Here is a 24,528-nt window from a genome sequence, read left to right as displayed (position 1 = left end):
AGCGGCGCGATGGGCCGCAGCTGTCTGGTGCCGGCGGTCAGCGGGCCGCGTCGAGCCCCTCGCCTTGGGCGCGGAGCTCGGCGTCGCGCTCGTGGTAGCCCTCGGCGATCGCCTTCCCGAATGCACGGGCCTTGGCGTCGATCGAGGAGAAGAACTCCTGGCCCTGCTTGGTCTGGTTGAGCTGGTGCGCGGCGACGAAGCCGGCCGCGACGCCGATGGCGAACCACACGATGCTCTTCACGAAGTGCTCCCTCTCCCCGGGTGAATGCGCGCCGGAGTCCCGCCCGGCACTCGATCCAGTCTAGTGGCGTCGGATGCCGCGGCAGCAGGCCGCGGCATCCGGATCGACCTCGCCCGGGAATGCGACAGGGGCCGCGGGAAGATCCCCGCGGCCCCTGTCGGACGGTGTTCGTCGATCAGCGAGCGGCGTAGTACTCGACGACGAGCTGCACGTCACAGGTCACGGGGACCTCGGCGCGCTTCGGGCGACGCGCGAGCGTGGCCTGGAGCTTGTCGAGCTCCACGTCGAGGTAGCCCGGGAGCTTGGGGAGCACGTCGACGTGGCCGCCGGCCGCGGCGACCTGGAACGGCTCGGTGCCCTCGGAGCGCTGCTTGACGCCGATGGTCTGGCCCGGCTTCACGCGGAACGAGGGGCGGTCGACGATCTTGCCGTCGACGAGGATGTGGCGGTGCACCACGAACTGGCGGGCCTGCGCGATGGTGCGGGCGAAGCCGGCGCGCAGCACGAGCGCGTCGAGGCGCATCTCGAGCAGCTCGACGAGGTTCTCACCCGTCAGGCCGTCGGTGCGGCGCGCCTCGTTGAACGCGATGCGGAGCTGCTTCTCGCGGATGCCGTACTGGGCGCGGAGGCGCTGCTTCTCGCGGAGACGCACGGCGTAGTCGGAGTCCTGCTTGCGCTTGGTGCGGCCGTGCTCGCCGGGAGCGTACGGACGCTTCTCCATGTACTTGGCGGCCTTCGGGGTGAGGGCGACGCCGAGCGCGCGGGAGAGGCGGGTCTTGCTACGTGACTGGTTCGACACAAGTGTCCTTTCGGAAGAATCTCAAATGCGATTTCTCGGCGCGCGGTCGCGCCGGAAGTCCGTGTCAGAGGGATTCGCCAAGGGTGGATCGGCTACAGATCGCACCCGTTCGCCGGTGACCCTCTCGCAGCCGCGCTCGAGGATCTGGCTTCAGGCCAGCGACCATGTTATCACGGCGCGACCGGCGGTCACGGCTGGGTCAGCGCCCGCCGCGCACGATGCGCCGGAGCTTCGCGAGCCGCGCCGAGACCTCGCGCTCGTTGCCGTGCTCGGTCGGTTCGTAGTACGTCGCGCCGCGCAGCTCGGCGGGCAGGTACTCCTGCGCCACGACGCCGATCGGGTCGTCGTGCGGATAGACGTAGCCTTTGCCGTGGCCGAGCCGCTTCGCGCCCGGGTAGTGGGCGTCGCGGAGGTGCTTGGGCACTCGGCCCGCACGACCCTCGCGCACGTCGGCGATCGCCCGGTCGATGCCGAGGTAGGCCGCGTTCGACTTCGGCGCCGTGGCGAGGTGCACGACCGCCTGGGCGAGCGGGATGCGCCCCTCGGGCATGCCGATGTACTGCACGGCGTCGGCCGCGGCCACCGCGACGCCGAGCGCCGTCGGGTCGGCCATGCCGATGTCCTCCGACGCGAGCACGATGATGCGGCGGGCGATGAACCGCGGGTCCTCCCCGGCCTCGATCATGCGCGCGAGGTAGTGCAGCGCCGCGTCGACGTCGCTGCCGCGCACCGACTTGATGAATGCGCTGATCACGTCGTAGTGCTCGTCGCCGTTGCGGTCGTAGCGCAGCAGCGCGCGATCGACGGCCCGGGCCACGACCTCGGCGGTGATGACGGGCTTCGCGGGCTTCGCGGCATCCGCCGACTCGGCCGCCTCGTCGTCGGCCGCCTCGTCGTCGGTCGACTCGCCCTCGGCTCCGCCTTCGGCCGATGCGGCCTGCGCCGCCGCCTGGCTCGCCGCGACGGATGCCGCCTCGAGCGCGGTCAGGGCACGGCGTGCGTCGCCCGAGGCGAGGCGGATGATCGCCGCGCGAGCCTCGGCCTCGAGCTCGACGGCGCCGGCGAGTCCGCGCGGATCGACGAGCGCGCGGTCGACGAGCACGCCGAGGTCGTCGTCGGTGAGGAGCTCGAGGGTGAGCAGGAGCGAACGTGACAGGAGCGGCGAGATGACCGAGAACGACGGGTTCTCGGTCGTCGCGGCGACGAGGATGACCCACCCGTTCTCGACGCCGGGCAGCAGCGCGTCCTGCTGCGCCTTCGTGAAGCGGTGGATCTCGTCGAGGAAGAGCACGGTGGAGAGGCCGTAGAGATCGCGGGAGGCGCGCGCCTCCTCCATGACCTGCCGCACGTCGCGCACGCCGGCGGTGACCGCCGAGAGCTCGACGAACTTGCGGCCCGACGAGCGGGCGATGGCCTGCGCGAGCGTGGTCTTGCCCGTGCCCGGCGGGCCCCACAGGATGACGGACACCGATCCCGACTCGCCGCTGCGGTCGCCCGCGAGCGCCACGAGCGGTGACCCCGGGGTGAGCAGGTGGCGCTGCCCGGCGACCTCGTCGAGGCTCGTCGGCCGCATGCGCACGGCGAGCGGGGTCGCGCCGGAGCGCAGCCCCGGGCTGGAGTCCACCATGCCGTCCAGCGTAGCCGCGGCATCCGACACCACCGGCAGTGGACGCTCGCGTGCGGACGCCCGCGCAGGTGCGCCCGCCCGCGCGATTGGTGCCGACGGCGGCGCGTTGCGTAGAGTCGGCACGCAGGAGTCCCGAGAAGGAGCATGCGTGGCATCGAACGACCGTCAGGCGCGTGAGGAACGCGCCCGCCTCCGCACGTACCAGGCGCGCCAGGAGGTGCACGTCCGCAAGCAGCGCCGCCGTGTCCGGGACAACGTGATCGCGGTCGTCGCGCTCGTCGTCGTGCTCGCGCTCGCGACCGCCGCGCAGCTCTTCTACTTCGGCGGCGGACCGGGCACCCCCGTCGCGGAGCCGACGGAGACGCCGACCGCCACGCCCACGCCCACGCCGCCGCCCGGCGAGAACCAGGGCGACGTGCCGTCGGCCGACATCGCCGAAGGGCGCACCTGGACCGGCACGCTCACGCTCAACGACATCCCGCTGGGCGTCGAGCTCGACGGCGCCGCGGCGCCGCAGGCGGTCTCGAGCACGATCAGCCTCGCCCAGTCGGGCTTCTACGACGGCGTGAGCTGCCACCGCCTCACGCGCGACAACATCTGGGTGCTGCAGTGCGGCGACCCGGCCGGCGACGGCACCGGTGGCCCGGGCTACAGCTACGGCCCCGTCGAGAACGCGCCGGCCGACGGCCAGTACCCGGCCGGCACCATCGCGATGGCGCGCCAGCCCACCAACGCCTACAGCCAGGGCAGCCAGTTCTTCATCGTCTACGAGGACACGCAGCTGACGCCCGACGAGGCCGGCGGCTACACCGTGATCGGCCAGGTGACGAGCGGTCTCGACCAGCTGAAGTCGGGCATCACGGACGCCGGGACGGCCGACGGCGGCACCGATGGAGCGCCCGCCGTTCCGGTCACGATCACGGGGTTCACGATCCAGTGACGACCCCGCGCCGCCCGGTGGCGGTGCAATAGGCTTGATGCCGTCAACGCCGCCCATGGGCGGCATCCGACCACGACAGGGTGAGGCCCGTGACCGATTCAGAGCAGCAACCGTGGGGCCGCGTCGACGAGACGGGCACCGTCTTCGTGCGGACGAGCGACGGCGAGCGGGAGGTCGGCCAGTACCCCGACGCGACGGCTGAGGAGGCGCTCGCGTACTTCGAGCGCAAGTACGCCGACCTTGCGGGCCAGGTCGGCCTGCTCGAGCAGCGCGTGCGTCGTGGTGCACCCGCGGCGGATGTCGCGAAGGCCCTCGCGAACCTGCAGGAGTCGGTCGCCGGAGCGCACGCCGTCGGCGACCTGGAGTCGCTCTCCAAGCGCCTCGAGGCCCTGTCGGGCACCACCAAGGAGCTCACCGAGCAGCAACAGGCCGAGGCGAAGGCCGCCCTCGCAGACGCGGTCGCCGAGCGCACCCGCATCGTCGAGCAGGCCGAGGCGCTCGCCGCCCAGGACCCCGCGAAGACGCAGTGGAAGCAGGCGACCGCCGAGCTCGACGCACTGTTCGCGAGCTGGCAGCAGCACCAGCAAGACGGACCGCGCCTGCCGAAGAATGAGGCCAACGAGCTGTGGAAGCGATTCCGCACCGCCCGGTCGACGATCGAGCAGCACCGCAAGGCCTTCTTCGCCGAGCTCGACGCCGCCCATCGCGACGTCCGCGCCCGCAAGCAGGCGCTCATCGAGCGCGCCGAGGCCCTCGCACCCCGCGGCGCCGACGCCGTCGGCGACTACCGCGCCCTGCTCGACGAGTGGAAGCAGGCCGGCCGCGCCGGCAAGAAGGTCGACGACGCCCTCTGGGCGAAGTTCAAGGCGGCCGGCGACGTGCTGTTCCAGGCGAAGGCCGAGATCGACGCGCAGGAGGACGAGGCCTACCGCGCCAACCTCACCGAGAAGCTGGCGCTCCTCGACGAGGCCGAGAAGCTCCTCACGGAGACCGACCCGAAGCAGGCGCGCGCCGCGCTCAACCGCATCCAGCGCAGCTGGGACGACATCGGCCGGGTCCCCCGCGACCAGGTGCGCCCCGTCGAAGATCGCCTCCGCAAGGTCGAGACGCACGTGCGCTCGCTCGAGGACGAGCGCTGGCAGCGCGAGGACCCCGAGAAGAAGGCGCGCTCGGAGGGCATGGTCGGGCAGCTCCAGGACGCGATCGCGAAGCTCGAGGCCGAGCTCGCCGCGGCCGAGGCATCCGGCGACCAGCGCGCCGCCGCAGAGGCGCGCGAGGCGCTCGAGGCACGTCGCTCCTGGTTGAAGGCGGTCGGCGGCTAGAGCCGACTCGTCCGTCACCCCGCACTCGCGCGGGTCGTTCTCCACAGCGTGCCCGCGGTAGCGGAGGTTCGGTGATCGGATGCCGCAGCATGGTCTCATGGCCAGGCTCCCATCGGTGCTCGACACCCGAGACCTCCCGCTCGCCGAGCTGTGCGCGGCCCGCCTCGACGGTGAGCTCTTCGCCGTCGACGACGGATGGGCGCCGCTCGACGAGCCCGACCTGCCCGCGTTCCGGGCCGCGGTCACCGCGCTGCGTGCGCCGCGATCGCTCGTGATCGAGCGGATGTCGGCGGCATGGGTGCACGGCGCGATCGCCGCGCCCCCGGCCGTCGCCCAGTTCTGCGTCCCGCTCAGCGCGCGCATCGCGGTGATCGGCGACCACCGAGCCCTCGTGCGCGAGGTGCGCATCGACGACGACGAGATCGTGCGGTTCGGCGAGGTGCCGTGCACGACGCCCGCACGCACGGCGTTCGACCTGCTGCGCGACCCGGTGCTCGACGAGCACGCGATCCTCGATGCGGTCGCGGCGCTCGTCACGTCGCATCCGGGGCTCGCCGGCGCCGTGCGCGACCGACTCGCGGCCGTCCCCCGCATGCCGCACAAGGCGGCGGCGCTTGCACGCCTCGATCGGGCCGAGCAGACCGCTCGCCGCGGCGCCGGTGACGCGGCCTAGCCGTCGCTCACGCGGTAGACGTCGTAGACGGCATCGATGCGCCGCACCGCGTTGAGCACGCGATCGAGGTGGGTGGTGTCCCCCATCTCGAACACGAAGCGGCTGAGCGCGAGCCGGTCGGTCGACGTCGAGACGTTCGCCGAGAGGATGTTCACGTGGTGCTCCGAGAGCACGCGCGTCACGTCGGAGAGCAGGCCCGCCCGGTCGAGCGCCTCGATCTGGATCTGCACGAGGAACACGCTCTTCGAGCTCGGCGCCCACTCGACGTCGATCATGCGCTCGGGCTCGCGCATGAGCGCCTGGACGTTGTGGCAGGCCGCCTGGTGCACCGAGACGCCCGAGCCGCGCGTGATGAAACCGACGATCTCATCGCCGGGCACCGGCGTGCAGCACCGGGCGAGCTTCACGAGGATGTCGGGGGCGCCGCGCACGAGCACGCCCGAGTCGCTGTTCCGCGGCAGCGGACGCGAGCGCGTCGAGATGGGGATGTCGGGCTCGTCGTCGCCCTCGTCGACGTCGCGCACGAGCGCGACGACCTTCTCGATCACCGACTGCGTCGAGACGTGCCCTTCGCCGACCGCCGCGTAGAGTGACGACACGTCGTCGTACTTCAGCAGCGCGGCGACCTCGGCGAACGACTCCTGGCTCATCAGCTTCTGGAGCGGCAGGTTCTGCTTGCGCATCGCGCGGGCGATGGCATCGCGGCCCTGCTCGATCGCCTCGTCGCGGCGCTCCTTGGTGAACCACTGGCGGATCTTGTTGCGGGCGCGGGGGCTCTTGACGAACGTGAGCCAGTCCTTGCTCGGACCCGAGTCGGGGTTCTTCGACGTGAACACCTCGACGACGTCGCCGCTGTTGAGCTCGCTCTCGAGGGGCACCAGGCGCCCGTTGACCTTCGCGCCCATGGTGCGGTGGCCGACCTCGGTGTGCACCGCGTACGCGAAGTCCACCGGGGTCGCACCGGCGGGCAGGCCGATGACCCGGCCCTTCGGCGTGAAGACGTAGACCTCCTTCGCGCCGATCTCGAACCGCAGCGAGTCGAGGAACTCCCCCGGGTCGGCCGTCTCGGCCTGCCAGTCCGAGATGTGCGCCAGCCACGCCATGTCGGTCTCATGCGCGGCGCTGTCGCTGGCGCGACCCGAGTTCATCCGCTCCTTGTACTTCCAGTGCGCGGCGACGCCGTACTCGGCGCGCTGGTGCATGTCGTGGGTGCGGATCTGGATCTCGACCGCGCGGCCCTTCGGCCCGATCACGGTCGTGTGCAGCGACTGGTAGAGGTTGAACTTCGGGGTCGCGATGTAGTCCTTGAAGCGGCCGGGCAGCGGGGTCCAGCGCGCGTGGATCGAGCCGAGCACGGCGTAGCAGTCGCGCACCGAGTTGACGAGCACCCGGATGCCGACGAGGTCGTAGATCTCGTCGAAGTCGCGGCCGCGCACGATCATCTTCTGGTAGATCGAGTAGTACTGCTTGGGCCGGCCCATGACCTTGCCCCGGATGCGCGCCGCCTTCAGGTCCTCGTTCACGAGGTCGATGACCGTCTGGACGAACTCCTCGCGCTGCGGCGTGCGCTGCTTCACGAGGCTCTCGATCTCGGCGTAGAGCTTCGGGTACAGCACGGCGAACGAGAGGTCCTCGAGCTCCCACTTGATGGCCTGGATGCCCAGGCGGTGCGCGAGCGGCGCGTAGATCTCGAGCGTCTCGGTGGCCTTGCGGGTCGCGGACTCCGCGGGGACGAAGCCCCACGTGCGCGCGTTGTGCAATCGGTCGGCGAGCTTGATGATCAGCACGCGGATGTCCCTCGACATCGCGACGATCATCTTGCGGACGGTCTCGGCCTGCGTGGAGTCGCCGTACTTGACCTTGTCGAGCTTCGTGACGCCGTCGACGAGCATCGCGATCTCGTCGCCGAAGTCATGCCGCACCTCGTCGAGCGTGTAGGCGGTGTCCTCCACGGTGTCGTGCAGGAGCGCCGCGGCGACGGTCTTCGGGCCGATGCCGAGGTCGGCGAGGATCTGCGCGACCGCGATCGGGTGCGTGATGTACGGCTCGCCGCTCTTGCGCTTCTGCCCCTCGTGCGCTCGTTCGGCGACCGTGTACGCGCGCTCGATGAGCCCGAGGTCGGCCTTCGGGTGGTGCATCCGCACCGTGCGCATGAGCGTGTCGACGGCTCCCGACGGCTGGGCCTTCGAGAAGATCCGAGGCACGAGGCGGCGCAGCGAAGCGGTCGAGTTGACTCCCGCCTCGGTCATGCGCGCACCTCCAAGACTCAATTATCGCCGCTCGGAGGAGTGCTCCGCGCCGCTCTCGCCCGAGGCGAACATCAGACCGGCGTCGGCAGGGCCCCCGCGGCCTGGGCGGAGGCACCGCCGGCCCGCTCGCGCTCCTTCAGCACCTTCTGGTCGTGGCGCTTGATCGCCGGCTCGCCCTCACGCAGCTGCGAGTAGAGCGGAGCCGCGATGAACACGGTCGACCAGGTGCCGACGAGGATGCCGATCAGCAGCGCGAGCGAGATGTCGCGCAGCGTGTCGGCGCCCAGCACGCCCGCACCGATGAAGAGGATGGCCGCGACCGGAAGCGCTGCGACGACGCTCGTGTTGATCGAACGCACGAGGGTCTGGTTCACCGCGAGGTTCACCGACTCCGCGAACGTCCGACGCGACTCGGGCCCGGCGTCCTCCGTCGTGTTCTCGCGGATCTTGTCGAAGACCACGACGGTGTCGTACAGCGAGTAGCTGAGGATCGTCAGGACGCCGATCGTCGCCGCAGGGCTGATCTCGAAGCCCACGGCGGCGTAGATGCCGACGGTGGCGATGAGGTCGCCCATGAGCGCGAGGATCGCCGCGAGCGACATCTTCCACGTTCGGAAGTACAGCGCCATGATGATCGCCGCGAGCAGCACGAACGCGATGAGACCGACGAGCGCCTGCCTGGTGACATCCGCGCCCCAGCTCGGGCCGATGAACGACGATGTCACCTCGGACACGGGCACGTCGTACGCCTCCGCCAGCGCCGCGGCGACCTCCTGGGACTCTGCCTGCTCGAGCTGGTCGGTCTGCACCCGGACGCCGTTGCCGCCCACGATCGTGACGTGCGAGACGGCACCGGGCACCACCGACGCCACGGCGTCGCTGGCCGGCTGGGTGGTGGCGTTCTCGACGTTCGCGATCTGGAACTGCGACCCGCCGCGGAACTCGATGCTGAAGTTCACACCGCGCAGCAGCGGGATCGCGATCGTCAGGATGATGATCACGCCCGCGATCAGGTACCACTTCTTACGGCCGCCGACGAAGTTGAACGAGCGCTTGCCCGTGTAGAGGTCGTTGCCGAACTGGGTGAGCCGGTTGGCCATCAGGACTCCTTGCCTTCGCTCGACCCGCTGCCGACGCCTGCGGTGGCCTTGCGTTCTGCGATGGTCTGGCGCTTCTGCGCCTCCTTCGAGCTCGACGCCACCTTGCTCGCGGGGACCGCGACCGGCTTGCGGAACTCGGCACGGCCGCGGTAGACCGCGCCCAGCGCGTTCGGGTCGAGGCCCGACCACGGGTTGCCGCTCGAGAAGAACTTCGTCTGCGCGAGCAGCTGGAGCATCGGGTGCGTGAAGAGGATCACGACGACCACGTCGATGATGGTGGTGAGACCGAGCGTGTAGGCGAAGCCCTTCACGCTGCCGACCGCGAGGATGAACAGCACCACGGCGGCGAGCAGGTTCACGCCCTTCGACGCGAGGATCGTGCGGAACGCGCGCTTCCAGCCGGCCTCGACCGCGCCGACCAGTGGCCTGCCGTCGCGCAGCTCGTCTCGGACGCGTTCGAAGTACACGATGAACGAATCCGCTGTGAAGCCGATCGCGACGATGAGGCCCGCGATGCCTGCCAGCGAGAGGCGGTACCCCTCGCGCCAGGACAGGATCGTGATCGCCAGGTACGTGATGAGTCCCACGATCACGAGCGACGCGATCGTGACGCTGCCGAGCGCCCGGTATTGGAACAGGGTGTAGATCACGACGAGGATGAGGCCGATGAGGCCCGCGATGAGGCCCGACTCCAACTGCGACGTGCCCAGCGTGGCCGAGATCGTGTCGGACGACTGCACCGTGAAGCTGATCGGCAGGGCGCCGAACTTCAGTTGGTCGGCGAGCGACTTCGACGACTCCTGCGTGAAGCTGCCCGTGATCTGCGGGCGGCCGTCGGTGATGACGCCGTTCATCGACGGTGCGGTGAGCACGGCGCCGTCGAGGACGAACGCGAACTGGTCGCGCGGCGTCTGGCCCTGCAGGCCGAAGAGCCGCGTCGAGACCGCCGCGAAGTCCTTGGTGCCCTGGTCGTCGAACTGGATGTTCACGGCCCACTGCCCGGTGTTCGCACCGGTCTGGGTCTGGATCATGCCGTTCGTCGCATCGACGATGTTCTCACCGCTCGCCTCGACCGGGCCGAGCAGGTACTTCGCGGTGCGCGACACGTCGCACGTGACGAGCGGCTCGTCGGCAGGAGCGACGTTCGTGGCCGCCTCGTCGAGCGTCGAGCAGTCGAAGTTGTCGAATTCGTCCTGCAGTGCCGGCGTGATCCACGCGGGGTCGCTGCCGTCCGTCGGCTCGGCCGTCGGCGTGTCGGACAGCTCCTCGGCCGGCTCGGTGGGAGCCGGGCTCTCGGTGGAGTCGATCGCCTGGTTCGTCGCGGCATCCGCGAGCAGCACGGCCCGCAGCTCGAGCTTGGCCGACGACTCGATGCGCGCACGCGTCTGGTCGTCGAGCTCGCCCGGGATGCGGACGACGACGTTCGAGCCCTCGGTGTTGATCTCGGCCTCGGCCACGCCGGAGGCGTCGACGCGCTGGCGGATGATCGACACCGCCTGGTCGAGCTGCTCCTGCGAGACGGATGCGCCGGTCTCGACCTTGGGTTCCAGGATGATCTGGGTGCCGCCCTCGAGGTCGAGGGCGAGCTTCGGGGTCCACGAGCCGTTGCCCCAGATCACACCGGCGGCATTGATCGCGAAGAGTCCGACGATGATGACGCCGAGCCAGGTGAGCGATCGCCAGGCCTTGCGAACAGGGGTCGGCCGCGATGACCGCTTCGATGGTGCAGCCACGTGTTCTGCTTTCTCTGCTGGAGCCCGTGCGACGCCGCGCGGGCCGAGCCTCGGTTGGGAGCCTTAGTCGTCCGACTTCTTGGTATCGGGCGTCTCGTCGCTGGGCGCGTCCTCGACGCGCTCGCCGTACTCGGGCGCGCCGTCGGCGTCGGCCGAGCCGACCTCAGTCGCGGCAGCGACCGCAGCGGGCTCCACCACGCGGGCGATCGTCTGGCGGTGCACCGTGAGCACCGTGCCGGGCGAGGTCTCGACGAGGACCTGGTTCTCGTCCTCGTCGATGGAGAGGATCGTTCCGAAGACGCCGAAGTTGGTCATCACCTTCGCACCCGGCTGGACCTTCGACTGCAGGTCGCGGGCGTCCGCCTGGCGCTTGCGCGAGTTGCGGAACATGAAGAAGATCAGCACCGCCAGGACGGCGAGCATGATGATAGTGAACGGATCGAACGTCATGAGGGGAGGGAACCTTCCGATGTGCGGCGTACCGCACGAAGTCGACGGCGGTGAGGACGAAGCCTCAATGGATTATAGGTCATCGATCGGAAGGGTCGCTGCGCCCTGGGGAGCGCTTCCCGACAGTCCGAAGTGCTGCCACGCCGCCGGCGTCGCGACCCGCCCGCGCGGGGTGCGCGTGATGAGCCCGATTCGCACGAGGAAGGGCTCGACGACCGCCTCGATCGTCTCGGCCTCCTCGCCTACGGAGACCGCGAGCGTGTTGAGCCCGACGGGACCCCCGCCGAACCGCGTGAGGATCGTCTGCATGACCGCACGGTCGAGCCGGTCGAGCCCGAGCGCGTCGACGTCGTAGAGATCGAGGGCGGCGCGCACCGCCTCGACATCGGCCCGGCCGGAGCGGTGCCCTGAGCCCGTCGAAGGGTGCACGAGCGCGTAGTCGCGGACCCGCCGGAGCAGCCGGTTGGCGATGCGGGGGGTGCCGCGGCAGCGCCCGGCGATCTCGGCGAGGGCCTCGTGGTCGACGGAGAGGCCGAGCATCCTCGCGGCGCGCTCGAGCACCTGCTCGAGCTCGGCCTCGTCGTAGAACTCGAGGTGCGCCGTGAAACCGAAGCGGTCGCGGAGGGGGTTCGGCAGCAGTCCGGCGCGCGTCGTGGCGCCGACGAGCGTGAACGGCGCGAGGTCGAGCGGCACCGAGGTGGCCCCCGCGCCCTTGCCGACCATGATGTCGATGCGGAAGTCCTCCATGGCGAGGTAGAGCATCTCCTCGGCCGAGCGGGCCATGCGGTGGATCTCGTCGATGAAGAGCACCTCGCCCGGCACGAGCGAGCTGAGGATCGCCGCGAGGTCGCCCGCGTGCTGGATCGCCGGGCCGCTCGACATGCGCAGCGGGCGGCCGCCCTCGTGCGCCACGATCATGGCGAGCGTGGTCTTGCCGAGCCCCGGCGGGCCCGCGAGCAGGATGTGGTCGGGCGTGCGCTGCTGCAGCGTCGCGGCCGTGAGCAGCAGCTGCAGCTGTCCCCTGACGCGGGTCTGCCCGACGAACTCGGCGAGGCTGCGAGGCCGAAGCGCGCCCTCGAACGCGAGCTCGGCCTCGGACGCGAGGACCGGGTCGGTGAGGTCGACGTCGCCGTCGCGATCGTCGATGCCGCTGCGATCGCCGCTCATCGCGCCCGGCCCGCCTGCTGCGCCGGGCCGAGCCGGGCGAGCGTGAGCCGCAGCAGCGCGGGCACGGATGCCGCGTCGGCATCGGATGCCTCGGCCACCGTCTCCTCGACCGCCTCGGCGGCCACCCGCTCGGACCAGCCGAGGCCCGTGAGCGCCGCGAGCACGTTCTCGGCCGCGCCGCCGCGCGCGACCGGCACCGGTGCGGACGGCGTGGAGCGCGGGGCGACGAGCTTGCCTGCGAGCGACACCGTGATGAGCTTCGCGGTCTTGGGCCCGATGCCGCTGACCTTGCGGAACGCCGTGTCGTCGTCGGCCTGCACGGCCGCGGCGACCTGCTCGGGCGAGAGCGCCGACAGCACGCCGAGTGCGGACTTGGGGCCGACCCCCGTGACGCCGATGAGCAGCTCGAAGACGTCGAGCTCGTCGCGCGTGGCGAAGCCGAACAGCGTCAGCGCGTCCTCGCGCACGATGAGGCTGGTGTGCACGGTGATCTCGTCGCCCTCACGGCTCGCGAGCGCCAGCGCGGGCGTGGCGTTCACGTGGAACCCGACACCGCCGACCTCGATCACGACCGAACTGCCGGCCGACGTGAGCACGCGGCCGCGGAGAGAGGAGATCACTCCTTCACCCTACGGGCCGCCCCCGACACGGCGGCGGAGCGTTCCGCGGCGAGCCATGCGCGCTGCGCGGGCGTGAGCGCCGCGTCCTCGGCGGGACCGCGCCGCGCGTCGGTCACGGCCTCCCCCGCCGCGCCGCCGGTGCGCCAGGCATGGCAGATCGCCAGTGCGAGCGCGTCCGCGGCATCCGCCGGCTTCGGCACCTGATCGAGCCCGAGGATGCGGGCGACCATCGCGCCCACCTGCGCCTTGTCGGCGCGGCCGTACCCGGTGATCGCGGCCTTCACCTCGCTCGGCGTGTGCAATGCCACGGGCAGGGCGCGACGTGCGGCGATGAGCATCGCGACGCCAGAGATCTGGGCGGTGCCCATGATCGTCGAGACATCCGATCGGGCGAAGACGCGCTCGAGCGCGACTGCCTGCGGACGGTGCTCGTCGAGGATGGCCTCGAGCCCGTCGGCGATGCGCGCGAGCCGGCGCGGCGTGTCGAGGTCGGCGGGCGACCGCAGCACGACGACGTCGACGAGCCGAGCCGTGCGGTTCGGCTCGACATCCACCACGCCCACGCCGCAGCGCGTGAGTCCCGGGTCGATGCCGAGCACGCGCACGGCGATCGGCCTAGTCCTCGTCCTCGAGCCGCGCCTGCACCTCGGGGCTCAGGTCGAAGTTGCTGTAGACGTTCTGGACGTCGTCGCTGTCCTCGAGCGCGTCGATGAGGCGGAACACCTTGCGCGCCGTGTCGGCGTCGATCTCGACCTTGAGGTTCGGCACGAACTCGACGTCGGCCGACTCGTAGTCGAGGCCGGCCTCCTGCAGCGCCTTGCGCACCGCGACCATGTCGGACGGGTCGGTGATGACCTCGAAACCCTGGGCGTGCGGCTCGATCTCCTCGGCGCCGGCCTCGAGGGCCGCCATCATGACGTCGTCCTCCGTCGTGCCTTCACCCGATACCACGATGACGCCCTTGCGGGTGAAGTTGTAGGCGACCGAGCCCGGGTCGGCGAGCGTGCCGCCGTTGCGGCTCAGCCCCGTGCGCACCTCGGCGGCGGCGCGGTTCTTGTTGTCGGTCAGCACCTCGACCATCATGGCCACGCCCGACGGGCCGTAGGCCTCGTACGTGATGCTCAGGTACTCGACCGCCTCGCCGCCGATGCCGGCGCCGCGCTTGATGGCGCGGTCGATGTTGTCGTTCGGCACCGAGGTCTTCTTGGCCTTCTGCACGGCGTCGTACAGGGTCGGGTTGCCGTTGAGGTCGGCGCCGCCCATCTTGGCGGCGACCTCGATGTTCTTGATGAGCTTGGCGAAGGACTTCGCGCGACGCGCGTCGATGACGGCCTTCTTGTGCTTCGTCGTGGCCCACTTGGAATGCCCGGACATGCTGCTCCTGGTTCGGCTTCTCGGCGGGTCCGCCCGCCGACATCCCATTCTAGGCCAGCCCTGCCCCCGGCCCCGGGCGGCAGGCGGACGCCTCGGCGGCCCGTTCGACCGTCGGGCGGGCCGCTCGCGTCAGGCCAGCAGCTTCGCCAGCGTGCGCAGGTTGCGGTTCGTCGTCGTCGGCTTGAACCGGGCCTTCGCCAGCACCTTGGCGAAGGGGGTGTCGACGGTCGTGCCCTTCACCGGGTTCCAGTACACGACGCCGTCGCCGCGACTGATCGGGTCGACCTCGGGGTCGGTCTCCCCCGCCGTCTCGAGCAGGTCGTCGAGCGCGGATGTCTCGGACGCGAACACGACCCACGGCTGGCGCGAGTCGTCGTCGGCGTCGAACGGGAAGGCCTCGATGACGCGCTCGAGGTCCTCGCGCGTGACGAGCACGATCCACGCCTCGTAGCCGAAGCGCTCGCCGAGCGCACGCTCGAGGTCGCGCTTCAGCGCGGCGGCATCCGTTCGCCCGCTGTCGAAGGCGACGTTGCCGCTCGCGAGCACCGTGCGCACGCCCTCGAAGCCGAGCGACTCGACGAGGTCGCGCAGGTCGGCCGACTTGATGGTGATGCCGCCTACGTTGACGCCCCGGAGCAGTGCGATGTAGCGGGTCATGCCCCCGAGTGTATGGGGCGCCCCCGTCACGCGGAGCGGCCGCGGACGGCCGGACGCATCGGAGATTCCATGGAAACGCGCGGCGACTACCCGCTCGCCTCCCGTGCGGCGATCCGGTCGCGGACCTTGCCGAGGAAGTAGGCGTGGAAGCGGAACTCGCCGGTGATCTCGGGGTGGAAGCTCGTGCCGAGCAGGTCGCCCTGCTCGACCGCCACGACGCGGCCGTCGGGGATCGTCGCGAGCGCGGTCGCTGCGGGACCGACCGACTCCACCACCGGCCCGCGGATGAACACGGCGTGCACGGGGTCGTCGCCGAGCGCCGGGACGTCCAGGTCCGTCTCGAACGACTGGTTCTGCGAGCCGAACGCGTTGCGCCGCACGACGACGTCGAGGCCGCCGAGCGACTGCTGCCCGGCGATCGCGTCGAGCACCGTGTCGGCGAGCATGATGAGCCCGGCGCACGTGCCGTAGACGGGCAGGCCCTCGGCGATCCGCGCCTTCAGCGGCTCGGCGAGCCCGTAGGCGCGCGACAGCTTGTCCATGACGGTCGACTCGCCGCCGGGGATCACGAGACCGTCGACGGCGTCGAGCTCCTCGGGCCGGCGGACGAGCGACACGTGCGCGCCGAGGCGCGACAGCACGTGCGCGTGCTCCCGGAAGTCGCCCTGCAGCGCGAGCACCCCGACGCGGGGACCGGACGAGGCCGGCTCCCCCGCGTCGAGCGACTCGCCGCGGAGGGTGGCGGTCACCAGCCGCGCTCGGCCAGGCGGTGCGGCGCCGCCAGGTCGCCCACGTTGATGCCGACCATGGCCTCGCCGAGGCCGCGCGACACGTCGGCGATGACCGACGGGTCGTCGTAGAAGGTGGTCGCCTTGACGACGGCCGCGGCGCGCGCCTCGGGGTTGCCCGACTTGAAGATGCCCGACCCCACGAACACGCCGTCGGCGCCGAGCTGCATCATCATCGCGGCATCCGCAGGCGTGGCCACCCCGCCCGCCGTGAAGAGCACGACCGGAAGCTTGCCGGTCTCGGCCACCTCGAGCACGAGCTCGTAGGGCGCCTGGAGCTCCTTCGCGGCGACGTAGAGCTCGTCGCGCGTCATCGACTTCAGCTGGTTGATCTCGGAGGTGATCTTGCGGATGTGCTTGGTCGCCTCGGAGACGTCGCCGGTGCCGGCCTCGCCCTTCGAGCGGATCATCGCCGCGCCCTCGTTGATGCGGCGCAGGGCCTCGCCGAGGTTGGTGGCACCGCAGACGAAGGGGGTGTTGAAGGCCCACTTGTCGATGTGGTTCACGTAGTCGGCCGGCGACAGCACCTCGGACTCGTCGATGTAGTCGACGTCGAGGGCCTGCAGCACCTGCGCCTCGACGAAGTGGCCGATGCGCGCCTTCGCCATGACGGGGATCGAGACCTCGGCGATGATCGCCTCGATGAGGTCGGGGTCGCTCATGCGGGCGACGCCGCCCTGGGCCCGGATGTCGGCGGGCACGCGCTCGAGGGCCATGACGGCGACGGCGCCGGCGTCCTCGGCGATGCGGGCCTGCTCGGCGGTGACGACGTCCATGATGACGCCGCCCTTCAGCATCTCGGCGAGGCCGCGCTTCACGCGGCTCGAGCCGGTCTCGGCAGTGCTCATCTGGGGGTTCCCTTCGGTGGAGGACGCGTGTTGACGCAGGCTCTCGGCCAATGCGAGCGCTTGGCCTAGGCCAAACGGTAGCATGGACCGCGACCGACCCGAAGAGGAGCCATGGACCGCGACCTGACCCTCGAGATCTCCGGCCGTGCGGCCGCCGACATCGCCGCGAGCGTGCGCGCCCTGATCGAACGCGGCGCGCTGCGGCCGGGCCAGGCGCTGCCGCCCGTGCGGACGCTCGCCGACACCCTCGGGGTGAACCGCAACACCGCCGTCGCGGCCTATCGGCAGCTCACCCAGGCCGGCGTGGTCGTCACCCGCGGGCGCGGCGGCACGCACGTCGCCGACCGCTCGGCCGTGCCGCAGGAGGGGTTCGCGGCCGACAGCGTGCTCCGCGACGTCGCGACCGGCAATCCCGACCCCGACCTCATCCCCGACCCGTCCCGCGCGCTCGCGCAGGTGGCCGGGCGTCCCGTGCTCTACGGCGAACCCGTCATCGACCCGGGGCTCGAGCAGTGGGCGCAGTCCTGGATGCGCTCGGACCTCGCGCCCGACGAGGTGCGCCTCACGATCACGAGCGGCGCGGCCGACGCCGTCGAACGGCTCCTCGCCCTGGCCCTCGTGCGCGACGACGCGGTCGCCCTCGAGGACCCGTGCTTCCTCACGAGCATCCACACCGTGCGCGTCGGCGGATACCGCGTGGTGCCGGTGCCGGTCGACGACGAGGGCATGACCGTCGAGGGCCTGCGCACGGCGCTCGACCAGGGCGTGCGCGCCATCGTGTGCACGCCGCGGGCGCAGAACCCCACGGGCGCGAGCCTGACCGAGGCCCGCGCCGCGGAGCTGCGGGCCGTGCTGCGCGAGCACCCGTACGTGCTCGTCATCGAGGACGACCACTTCTCGATGCTCTCGCGCCGTCCGTTCCACTCCCTCATCGGTCCCGATCACCGGCGCTGGGCGCTCGTACGGTCGGTGTCGAAGTTCCTCGGCCCCGACATGTGCCTCGCGGTGACGGCGTCCGACCCCGACACCGCCGAGCGGCTGGCGATGCGGCTCACCCCGGGGACCACCTGGGTGAGCCACCTCCTGCAGCGCCTGGCGCTCGCGCTCGTGACGGATCCCGATGTCGCGGCCGGCATCGAGGCGGCGGGCGCGCACTACGCAGAGCGCAACCGGGCCTTCGCCGAGCGGCTCACCGCGCTCGGGATTCCCGCCGAGGCCGGCGATGGACTCAACCTCTGGGTCGCCCTGCCGGTGCCGGCCCGCGACGTCTCCGAGCAGCTCATGCGGCGCGGCTGGCTCGCCCGCCCGGGCGACGCGTTCGTGCTCGCCGACGCGCCCGGGGCACGGCGGCTCCGGCTCACCGTGCACGACCTGGGAGACGCCGACGCCGTGCGCCTCGCGGCGGACATCGCGGGCGCGGTGCGCGCCGCGGGTGGACGGCTCGTCCCGGCCGGGATGCGATGATCGACCGGTGAAGGTCCTCTCGATCCAGTCCGCCGTCGCCTACGGGCACGTCGGCAACTCCGCGGCCGTGTTCCCGCTCCAGCGCATCGGCGTCGAGGTCATGCCCGTCTACACGGTCAACTTCTCCAACCACACGGGCTACGGTGCGTGGCGGGGTCCGCTCATCGACCCCGACGACGTGCGCGCGGTGATCACGGGCATCGAGGAGCGCGGCGCGTTCCCCCAGGTCGACGTCGTGCTGTCGGGCTACCAGGGCGGCGAGGGCATCGCCGACGTCATCCTCGACGCGGTCGCCCGGGTCAAGGCCGCGAACCCGTCGGCCATCTACGCGTGCGACCCGGTGATGGGCAATGCGAAGTCCGGATGCTTCGTCGCGCCCGCGATTCCCGTACTCCTGCGCGATCGCGTGGTGCCGGCCGCCGACCTCATCACGCCGAACCAGTTCGAGCTCGGCTACCTGACGGACACGGAGCCCGACACCCTCGAGTCCACGCTGGAGTCGGTCGACCTGATCCGCGCGACCGGTCCGCGCACCGTGCTGGTGACGAGCGTCGAGCGACCCGACCGCGAGGAGGGCACGATCGAGATGCTCGCCGTCGACGACGCGGGCGCCTGGATCGTGCAGACCCCGCTGCTGCCCATGAAGGCGAACGGCTCGGGCGACGTGACCGCCGCCCTCTTCACGGCGCACTACCGGCGCACCGGGGATGCCGCGGGCGCCCTCGCGCGCGCGACCTCGAGCGTGTTCGACCTGCTCGAGCGCACGCACGCCTCAGGTGAGCGCGAGCTGCAGCTCGTCGAGTCGCAGGAGGCCTACGCGAACCCGCGGATGCAGTTCGCGGTGCGACAGGTGCGCTAGGCGCCCCGCCAGGCCTCCGCGATCTCCTGCCGCACCTCGCCGAGCAGTCGCGGCAGCGCCTTGGTTCCCGCGATGATCGGGAAGAAGTTCGCGTCGAGCGCCCACCGCGGCACGATGTGCTGGTGCAGGTGCTCGGCGATGCCCGCGCCGGCGATGCGGCCCTGGTTCATGCCGATGTTGAAGCCGTCGCATCGGGAGACCTGCTTGACGACGCGCATCGCCACCTGCGTGAGCTCGCCGATCTCGGCGACCTCCTCGGGCGTCGCCTCGTCGTACGTCGCGATGTGGCGGTACGGGCACACGAGCAGGTGGCCGCTGTTGTACGGGTACAGGTTGAGCAGCACGTAGGCGAGCTTCCCGCGCGCGACGATGAGCGACTGCTCGTCGCTCAGCTCGGGCGCGCGGCAGAACGGGCAGGTGTGCTCGTCGGGCTGCTGGCCGTGTTGGATGTAGACGAGGCGGTGCGGCGTCCACAGCCGCTGGAACGCGTCGGGAACGCCGGCGAGGTCGGCCGCGTCATCCGTGGGCACGCCCTCGAACTCGTCGGCCTCGTACGCGCGGGTCATGCGAACAGTTCGTCCCTCGTGGTCACCTGGCGGCGGTCGTCGATCGCCGCGCGGATCCGCTCGATCGCGGCGGCGATCGGCACGCCGTTCTCCTGGGTGCCGTCGCGGAACCGGAAGCTGACCGTCTCGCCGGCGCGGTCGTTCTCGCCCGCGATGAGCTGGAACGGCACCTTCTGGGTGGTGTGCGTGCGGATCTTCTTCTGCATGCGGTCGTCGCTCGTGTCGAGCTCGGCGCGCACGCCGGCGCGCTGCAGCTGCCGCACGATGTCGCCGAGGTACTCCGCGTACTCGTCGGCGACGGGGATCCCGATGACCTGCACCGGCGCGAGCCAGATCGGGAACGCGCCCGCGTAGTGCTCGGTCAGCACGCCGAAGAACCGCTCGATCGAGCCGAACTTCGCCGAGTGGATCATCACGGGCTGCTGGTGCGTGCCGTCGGCCGCGGTGTACTCGAGCCCGAAGCCCGCGGGCTGGTTGAAGTCGTACTGGATGGTCGACATCTGCCAGGTGCGGCCGATCGCGTCGCGCGCCTGCACCGAGATCTTCGGGCCGTAGAACGCGGCGCCACCCGGGTCGGGCACGAGCTCGAGGCCCGAGGCCTCGGCGACCTCGCGCAGCACGTTCGTGGCCACCTCCCACTGCTCGTCGGTGCCCTTGAACTTGTCGGATGCCGCGTCGCGGGTCGAGAGCTCGAGGTAGAAGTCGTCCAGGCCGAAGTCGCGCAGCAGGCCCAGCACGAAGTCGAGCAGGTGCTTGATCTCCCCCGGCGCCTGCTCGGGCGTCACGTAGCTGTGCGAGTCGTCCTGGGTGAGGCCGCGCACGCGGGTGAGGCCCTGCACGACGCCCGACTTCTCGTAGCGGTAGACCGTGCCGAACTCGAAGAACCGCAGCGGAAGCTCGCGGTACGACCTGCCGCGCGACCGGAAGATGAGGTTCTGCATGGGGCAGTTCATCGCCTTCAGGTAGTACTCGCTGTTCTCGAGGTCCATCGGCGGGAACATCGTGTCCTTGTAGTACGGCAGGTGTCCCGACAGCTCGAAGACGTGCGCCTTCGTGATGTGCGGGGTGGAGACGTACTGGAACCCCTCCTCGATGTGGCGGCGGCGGACGTAGTCCTCCATCTCGCGCTTGATGATGCCGCCCTTGGGGTGGAAGACGGGCAGGCCGCTGCCGATCTCCTCGGGGAACGAGAACAGGTCGAGCTCGGCGCCCAGCTTGCGGTGGTCGCGGCGGGCCGCCTCCTCGAGTCGGTGCTGGTATTCGCGCAGCTCGTCCTTCGTGGGCCAGGCGGTGCCGTAGATGCGCTGCAGCTGCGGGTTCTTCTCTGAGCCGCGCCAGTACGCCGCCGCGACGCGCATGAGCGCCCAGCCGTTGCCGATCATCCTGGTGTTCGGCAGGTGCGGCCCGCGGCAGAGGTCCTTCCAGGCGACTTCGCCGGTCTTCGGGTCGACGTTGTCGTAGATCGTGAGCTCGGAACCGCCGACCTCGACCGACTCGCTCTCCTCGAACTGCTCGGTGCCGGTGGCGTGGCCCTTCAGCCCGATGAGCTCGAGCTTGTACGGCTCCCCCGCGAGTTCGGCGCGGGCGTCGTCGTCGGTCACGACCCGTCGCACGAACCGCTGTCCGGACCGGACGATGCGCGCCATCTCCTTGTCGAGGGCCTTGAGGTCCTCGGGGGTGAACGGCTCGGCGACGTCGAAGTCGTAGTAGAAGCCGTCGGTCACGGGCGGGCCGATGCCGAGCTTCGCCTCGGGATTGACGTTCTGCACCGCCTGCGCGAGGACATGCGCGGTGGAGTGGCGGAGGATGCTCAGGCCGTCGGGCGAGTCGATCGTGACGGGCTCGACGACGTCGGACTCCGTCACCGTCGTGGCCAGGTCCTTGAGCTCGCCGTTGACGCGCATCGCGACAACGGATCGATCAGTGAAGAGCTCGAAGCCGTCGGCCACTGTGATCCACTCCCTGTGAGGTCGAAACGAACCCTTCAACTGTAGTGCGGCGCGGACGCACCACCCGCCCCGGGGCATCCGGGCTCGCCCTGATGACGCCGACCCACCCAAGTTCTAGAGTTTTGCTCATGTCTACTACCGATCCAGGTGCCGCGGACCGCGCACCGCTGGCCGACGTCGCCCAGCTCGGCGAGTTCGAGAGCGACCTCACCTCGGAGGACTGGGCCGCGAAGCTGCGAGCCGGCGACCTCCACCTCGGCCCGATCTTCTGGGCGCCGATCGAGGTGCTCTCGCCCACGAAGACCGTCGGGCTCGGGCGCACGAACCTCACGCTCATCCGTCCGACCATCGTGCAGACCGACACGCCCGTGCCGTTCGCCGGCTTCGACCGGCGCGAGTCGCCGAACCGGAACCCGGCGGTGTCGGTGCACTTCAACCCGAGCGCATACGGCGCCACCGGACCGGGCACGTACGTGTTCACGTTCGCGGTCGACGCGCCGACCCGTGCCGGCTTCTCGCCGAGCGGATTCGCCGGCAGCGGCACCGTCGACGCGCCCGGTTCGATCCGGTTCGAGGGCCGGCGGGTGATCACGATCATCCTGCGGAACGTGCCGGCCGGCCAGGACACCTTCGCCGCCATCGAGCAGACCTCGGGCGAGTCGTGGTCCTGGTTCAGCACGCGCATCGCACATCCGCCGCTCGTGTTCGACCCGCTGCCGATCAACCCCGGCCCCTGAGCGCCCCGCTTTCGGCCGGAGCGCGCAAGCGGCGCGCCCCGGGCGCACTCGCTTGCGCCCGCTTGCGCCCGTCTCTGCAAGAACACGACTTTCCGTCGACAATCCCTCGCAACCCCTTGTGACGCCGCTCGGCGGCGGCATACCCTCGCCTCACTCGCGGCCAGTCCGCGGTGTCCGATGGCGTGCACCACCGAGAGGAAACGAGTCGACGATGACGCGTCCCACGATCCCCGTCCCACCCGTTCGTCGACGGCGTCTCTGGCGCGGTCGAGCGGCCGTCGCGGCGGCGGCCGCTGCGGCGATCGTCGCCGGCGCGGCGCTGGCCGGCCCCGCGGCATCCGCTGCGCCTGCGGCCCCGGTCGTCACGCGTGCAGCGCTCGACCCGGCCCTCGTCGCCGGCCGCGGTGCGGACGTGCCCTTCCTCGAGCAGGAGGCCGAGCACGCGACGACGAACGGCGAGATCATCGGCCCCGACCGCACGGCCTACACGCTGCCCGCCGAGGCATCCGGCCGCACCGCCGTGCGCCTCGACCCCGGTGAGCGCGTCGAGTTCACGCTGCCTGCCGCCGCGAACGCGATCACCGTGCGGTACAGCATCCCCGACGCGCCCACGGGCGGCGGCATCACGGCGCCGCTCGAGGTCCGCGTCGACGGCGGCGCGCCGAAGCTCATGACGCTCACCTCCGAGTACTCGTGGCTCTACAACCAGTACCCGTTCACGAACGACCCGAACGCGGGGCTCCTCCACCCCGACTGGTGGATCACCGAGTGCGGCTGCGTGCCCGGCGAGGGCTACGACGTGCAGAAGCCGTTCCGGCCCATGCACTTCTACGACGAGCAGCGGATGCTCCTGGGCTCGACGTACCCGGCCGGCTCCGTCGTCCGCCTCACGGCGCCGCAGGGCACGGATGCCGCGTGGACGGTCGTCGACCTGCTGGACTCCGAGCTCGTGGCGCCGCCGACCCCGCAGCCCGCGGCATCCGTCAGCGTGACGAAGTTCGGCGCCGACCCGACCGGCCGCCGGGATGCCGGCAATGCGTTCCGCACGGCGATCAAGTGGGCGCAGCGCCACGATGTCGACGTGTACATCCCGGCGGGCACCTTCCGCGTCGAGGAGCACCTCATCGTCGACGACGTCACGATCCGCGGTGCGGGCAACTGGCACTCGATCGTGTTCGGCGACGAGGTGGCGCTGAAGAAGCCCACGCCCGACGGCTCGGTGCACACCGGGGTCGGGTTCTACGGCAGGGACGTCGCCGACGGCGGCAGCCGCAACGTGCACCTCTCGGACTTCGCCATCCGGGGCGACGTGCGCGAGCGCATCGACACCGACCAGGTCAACGGCATCGGCGGCGCCATGAGCGACTCGACCATCGAGCGGCTGCACATCGAGCACACGAAGGTCGGCCTGTGGTTCGACGGGCCGATGCAGGACCTCGTCGTGCGCGACAACATCGTGGTCGACCAGATCGCCGACGCGCTGAACTTCCACACCGGCGTGACCGACTCGCTCGTCGCGGGCAACTTCATCCGGAACACCGGCGACGACGGGCTCGCGATGTGGTCGGAGGGCACGGCGAATGCGCGCAACACGTTCGACCGCAACACGGTGCAGACGCCGACCCTGGCGAACGGCATCGCGATCTACGGCGGCATCGACAACACCGTGTCGAACAACCTCGTCGCCGACCCGATCCGCGAGGGCAGCGGCCTGCACGCCGGGTCCCGCTTCGGCGCCGTGCCGTTCACGGGGACGCTCGCGTTCACCGACAACACGACGGTGCGCGCGGGCGGCTACGAGCTCAACTGGAACATCGGCCTCGGCGCGATCTGGTTCTACGCGCTCGACCGCTCGATCGACCAAGCCGACATCCGCGTCTCGGGCGACTTCCTCGACAACACCTACAACGCGATCATGCTGGTGTCCGACTGGCCCGTGAAGGACCAGGTGTCGATCTCGAACGTCCACTTCGAGGACGTCCGAGTCGACGGCACGGGCACCTCGGTCGTGAGCGCGCGCGTCGCCGGCTCGGCCTCCTTCGAGAACGTCGACGCCCGCAACGTGGGCGCCGTCGGCGTGAACAACTGCGGCTCGTTCAACTTCACGCCCGCGGGCTCCGAGTTCTCGCTCGTCGACCTCGGCGGGAACGACTCGAGCGGCGTGAACACCACCGGCCCCTGGCTGGCGCCGTGGGAGCTGCCGAACACCATCACGTGCGACGACCGGCCTCCGGTCGTGGCGCCGCCGGCGCCGTCGCCCTGGTGACGCGCTGAGTGCAGCGGGCCGGATGCCTCGACGAGGGCATCCGGCCCGCGGCATGCTGCGGCGAAGACGTGCCCCCGGGAACGCGAAAGGCCCCGGCTC

General features: G+C 70.9%; 23 protein-coding genes. 7 read left to right on the top strand and 16 right to left on the bottom strand.

What is annotated here, in order from left to right:
* Nucleotides 1-37: 37 nt before the first annotated feature.
* From ACWGO8_RS17060 to ACWGO8_RS17050, 3 genes are all read right to left on the bottom strand, one after another.
* Entirely contained in the window at nucleotides 38-241 is a 204-nt protein-coding gene (locus ACWGO8_RS17060) for a hypothetical protein (protein WP_376954884.1), read from the bottom strand.
* Nucleotides 242-416: 175 nt separating this feature from the next.
* A complete protein-coding gene (rpsD, locus tag ACWGO8_RS17055; protein ID WP_452044176.1) occupies nucleotides 417-1,040 on the bottom strand; it encodes a 30S ribosomal protein S4 in 624 nt (207 codons plus the stop codon).
* Between the two features lie 199 nt (nucleotides 1,041-1,239).
* Nucleotides 1,240-2,667, bottom strand: a complete 1,428-nt coding sequence (locus tag ACWGO8_RS17050; RefSeq protein WP_452044175.1) for a replication-associated recombination protein A — start codon at nucleotides 2,665-2,667, stop codon at nucleotides 1,240-1,242.
* A gap of 148 nt (nucleotides 2,668-2,815) precedes the next feature.
* Here ACWGO8_RS17050 and ACWGO8_RS17045 point away from each other — a divergent pair, with 148 nt between their 5' ends.
* From ACWGO8_RS17045 to ACWGO8_RS17035, 3 genes are all read left to right on the top strand, one after another.
* Complete coding sequence (locus ACWGO8_RS17045; protein WP_452044174.1) at nucleotides 2,816-3,607, top strand: peptidylprolyl isomerase; 792 nt, start codon at nucleotides 2,816-2,818, stop codon at nucleotides 3,605-3,607.
* Nucleotides 3,608-3,696: 89 nt separating this feature from the next.
* Nucleotides 3,697-4,929, top strand: a complete 1,233-nt coding sequence (locus ACWGO8_RS17040; RefSeq protein ID WP_452044173.1) for a DUF349 domain-containing protein — start codon at nucleotides 3,697-3,699, stop codon at nucleotides 4,927-4,929.
* Between the two features lie 97 nt (nucleotides 4,930-5,026).
* Nucleotides 5,027-5,602, top strand: a complete 576-nt coding sequence (locus tag ACWGO8_RS17035) for a type IV toxin-antitoxin system AbiEi family antitoxin (protein ID WP_452044172.1) — start codon at nucleotides 5,027-5,029, stop codon at nucleotides 5,600-5,602.
* On the opposite strand, the gene ACWGO8_RS17030 is transcribed toward ACWGO8_RS17035, so the two are convergent.
* From ACWGO8_RS17030 to pdxS, 11 genes are all read right to left on the bottom strand, one after another.
* Entirely contained in the window at nucleotides 5,599-7,851 is a 2,253-nt protein-coding gene (locus ACWGO8_RS17030) for a RelA/SpoT family protein (RefSeq protein ID WP_452044171.1), read from the bottom strand. The two genes, ACWGO8_RS17035 and ACWGO8_RS17030, sit on opposite strands and share 4 nt — an antisense overlap.
* Before the next feature lie 71 nt (nucleotides 7,852-7,922).
* On the bottom strand, nucleotides 7,923-8,951 hold the full coding sequence (gene secF, locus ACWGO8_RS17025) for a protein translocase subunit SecF (RefSeq protein ID WP_452044170.1): 1,029 nt from the start codon (nucleotides 8,949-8,951) through the stop codon (nucleotides 7,923-7,925).
* Nucleotides 8,951-10,684, bottom strand: coding sequence for a protein translocase subunit SecD (gene secD, locus ACWGO8_RS17020; protein ID WP_376954893.1), 1,734 nt, complete (start codon nucleotides 10,682-10,684; stop codon nucleotides 8,951-8,953). The genes secF and secD overlap by 1 nt, the downstream gene beginning before the upstream one ends.
* 63 nt (nucleotides 10,685-10,747) lie before the next feature.
* Nucleotides 10,748-11,107, bottom strand: a complete 360-nt coding sequence (gene yajC / locus ACWGO8_RS17015; RefSeq protein ID WP_452044169.1) for a preprotein translocase subunit YajC — start codon at nucleotides 11,105-11,107, stop codon at nucleotides 10,748-10,750.
* Between the two features lie 99 nt (nucleotides 11,108-11,206).
* Nucleotides 11,207-12,301 (bottom strand): Holliday junction branch migration DNA helicase RuvB, encoded by a 1,095-nt coding sequence (ruvB, locus tag ACWGO8_RS17010; protein ID WP_452044168.1) that lies wholly within the window; start codon nucleotides 12,299-12,301, stop codon nucleotides 11,207-11,209.
* Nucleotides 12,298-12,921, bottom strand: coding sequence for a Holliday junction branch migration protein RuvA (ruvA, locus tag ACWGO8_RS17005; protein WP_452044167.1), 624 nt, complete (start codon nucleotides 12,919-12,921; stop codon nucleotides 12,298-12,300). The genes ruvB and ruvA overlap by 4 nt, the downstream gene beginning before the upstream one ends.
* Nucleotides 12,918-13,526 (bottom strand): crossover junction endodeoxyribonuclease RuvC, encoded by a 609-nt coding sequence (ruvC, locus tag ACWGO8_RS17000; RefSeq protein ID WP_452044166.1) that lies wholly within the window; start codon nucleotides 13,524-13,526, stop codon nucleotides 12,918-12,920. The genes ruvA and ruvC overlap by 4 nt, the downstream gene beginning before the upstream one ends.
* A 10-nt stretch (nucleotides 13,527-13,536) precedes the next feature.
* On the bottom strand, nucleotides 13,537-14,295 hold the full coding sequence (locus tag ACWGO8_RS16995; protein ID WP_452044165.1) for a YebC/PmpR family DNA-binding transcriptional regulator: 759 nt from the start codon (nucleotides 14,293-14,295) through the stop codon (nucleotides 13,537-13,539).
* 129 nt (nucleotides 14,296-14,424) lie between these two features.
* Nucleotides 14,425-14,952, bottom strand: coding sequence for a DUF1697 domain-containing protein (locus ACWGO8_RS16990; protein WP_452044164.1), 528 nt, complete (start codon nucleotides 14,950-14,952; stop codon nucleotides 14,425-14,427).
* Between the two features lie 86 nt (nucleotides 14,953-15,038).
* On the bottom strand, nucleotides 15,039-15,701 hold the full coding sequence (pdxT, locus tag ACWGO8_RS16985; RefSeq protein WP_452044163.1) for a pyridoxal 5'-phosphate synthase glutaminase subunit PdxT: 663 nt from the start codon (nucleotides 15,699-15,701) through the stop codon (nucleotides 15,039-15,041).
* Nucleotides 15,698-16,588, bottom strand: a complete 891-nt coding sequence (gene pdxS / locus ACWGO8_RS16980; RefSeq protein WP_376954904.1) for a pyridoxal 5'-phosphate synthase lyase subunit PdxS — start codon at nucleotides 16,586-16,588, stop codon at nucleotides 15,698-15,700. Before pdxS ends, pdxT begins: the two co-directional genes overlap by 4 nt.
* A gap of 111 nt (nucleotides 16,589-16,699) precedes the next feature.
* Here pdxS and ACWGO8_RS16975 point away from each other — a divergent pair, with 111 nt between their 5' ends.
* On the top strand, nucleotides 16,700-18,052 hold the full coding sequence (locus ACWGO8_RS16975; RefSeq protein WP_452044162.1) for an aminotransferase class I/II-fold pyridoxal phosphate-dependent enzyme: 1,353 nt from the start codon (nucleotides 16,700-16,702) through the stop codon (nucleotides 18,050-18,052).
* A gap of 7 nt (nucleotides 18,053-18,059) precedes the next feature.
* Entirely contained in the window at nucleotides 18,060-18,911 is an 852-nt protein-coding gene (gene pdxY, locus ACWGO8_RS16970) for a pyridoxal kinase PdxY (protein ID WP_452044161.1), read from the top strand.
* Here the strand turns inward: pdxY and ACWGO8_RS16965 are convergent.
* Both ACWGO8_RS16965 and thrS read right to left on the bottom strand, forming a co-directional pair.
* Nucleotides 18,908-19,477 carry an HIT family protein gene (locus tag ACWGO8_RS16965; protein WP_452044160.1) on the bottom strand — a complete coding sequence of 190 codons (570 nt, stop codon included), beginning with the start codon at nucleotides 19,475-19,477 and terminating at the stop codon, nucleotides 18,908-18,910. The two genes, pdxY and ACWGO8_RS16965, sit on opposite strands and share 4 nt — an antisense overlap.
* Nucleotides 19,474-21,381 carry a threonine--tRNA ligase gene (gene thrS, locus ACWGO8_RS16960; RefSeq protein ID WP_452044580.1) on the bottom strand — a complete coding sequence of 636 codons (1,908 nt, stop codon included), beginning with the start codon at nucleotides 21,379-21,381 and terminating at the stop codon, nucleotides 19,474-19,476. Before thrS ends, ACWGO8_RS16965 begins: the two co-directional genes overlap by 4 nt.
* Before the next feature lie 173 nt (nucleotides 21,382-21,554).
* On the opposite strand from thrS, the gene ACWGO8_RS16955 reads away from it, so the two are divergent.
* Complete coding sequence (locus ACWGO8_RS16955) at nucleotides 21,555-22,163, top strand: hypothetical protein (RefSeq protein ID WP_452044159.1); 609 nt, start codon at nucleotides 21,555-21,557, stop codon at nucleotides 22,161-22,163.
* A gap of 211 nt (nucleotides 22,164-22,374) precedes the next feature.
* A complete protein-coding gene (locus ACWGO8_RS16950; RefSeq protein ID WP_452044158.1) occupies nucleotides 22,375-24,429 on the top strand; it encodes a glycosyl hydrolase family 28-related protein in 2,055 nt (684 codons plus the stop codon).
* Nucleotides 24,430-24,528: the final 99 nt, after the last annotated feature.

It is taken from the genome of Agromyces sp. NPDC055661 (assembly GCF_053618135.1).
Note: the sequence above shows the minus strand (reverse complement) of the source record. Positions and strands in the feature narration are given on the sequence as shown.

Excerpts from the sequence above, each read along its gene's own strand:
- ACWGO8_RS17050 (WP_452044175.1), bottom strand. The coding sequence starts at position 2,667 with ATGGTGGACTCCAGCCCGGGGCTGCGCTCCGGCGCGACCCCGCTCGCC.
- ACWGO8_RS17035 (WP_452044172.1), top strand. The coding sequence starts at position 5,027 with ATGGCCAGGCTCCCATCGGTGCTCGACACCCGAGACCTCCCGCTCGCC.
- ACWGO8_RS17030 (WP_452044171.1), bottom strand. The coding sequence starts at position 7,851 with ATGACCGAGGCGGGAGTCAACTCGACCGCTTCGCTGCGCCGCCTCGTG.
- secF (WP_452044170.1), bottom strand. The coding sequence starts at position 8,951 with ATGGCCAACCGGCTCACCCAGTTCGGCAACGACCTCTACACGGGCAAG.
- yajC (WP_452044169.1), bottom strand. The coding sequence starts at position 11,107 with ATGCTCGCCGTCCTGGCGGTGCTGATCTTCTTCATGTTCCGCAACTCG.
- ruvB (WP_452044168.1), bottom strand. The coding sequence starts at position 12,301 with ATGAGCGGCGATCGCAGCGGCATCGACGATCGCGACGGCGACGTCGAC.
- ACWGO8_RS16995 (WP_452044165.1), bottom strand. The coding sequence starts at position 14,295 with ATGTCCGGGCATTCCAAGTGGGCCACGACGAAGCACAAGAAGGCCGTC.
- ACWGO8_RS16990 (WP_452044164.1), bottom strand. The coding sequence starts at position 14,952 with ATGACCCGCTACATCGCACTGCTCCGGGGCGTCAACGTAGGCGGCATC.
- pdxS (WP_376954904.1), bottom strand. The coding sequence starts at position 16,588 with ATGAGCACTGCCGAGACCGGCTCGAGCCGCGTGAAGCGCGGCCTCGCC.
- ACWGO8_RS16975 (WP_452044162.1), top strand. The coding sequence starts at position 16,700 with ATGGACCGCGACCTGACCCTCGAGATCTCCGGCCGTGCGGCCGCCGAC.
- ACWGO8_RS16965 (WP_452044160.1), bottom strand. The coding sequence starts at position 19,477 with ATGACCCGCGCGTACGAGGCCGACGAGTTCGAGGGCGTGCCCACGGAT.
- thrS (WP_452044580.1), bottom strand. The coding sequence starts at position 21,381 with ATGCGCGTCAACGGCGAGCTCAAGGACCTGGCCACGACGGTGACGGAG.
- ACWGO8_RS16955 (WP_452044159.1), top strand. The coding sequence starts at position 21,555 with ATGTCTACTACCGATCCAGGTGCCGCGGACCGCGCACCGCTGGCCGAC.
- ACWGO8_RS16950 (WP_452044158.1), top strand. The coding sequence starts at position 22,375 with ATGACGCGTCCCACGATCCCCGTCCCACCCGTTCGTCGACGGCGTCTC.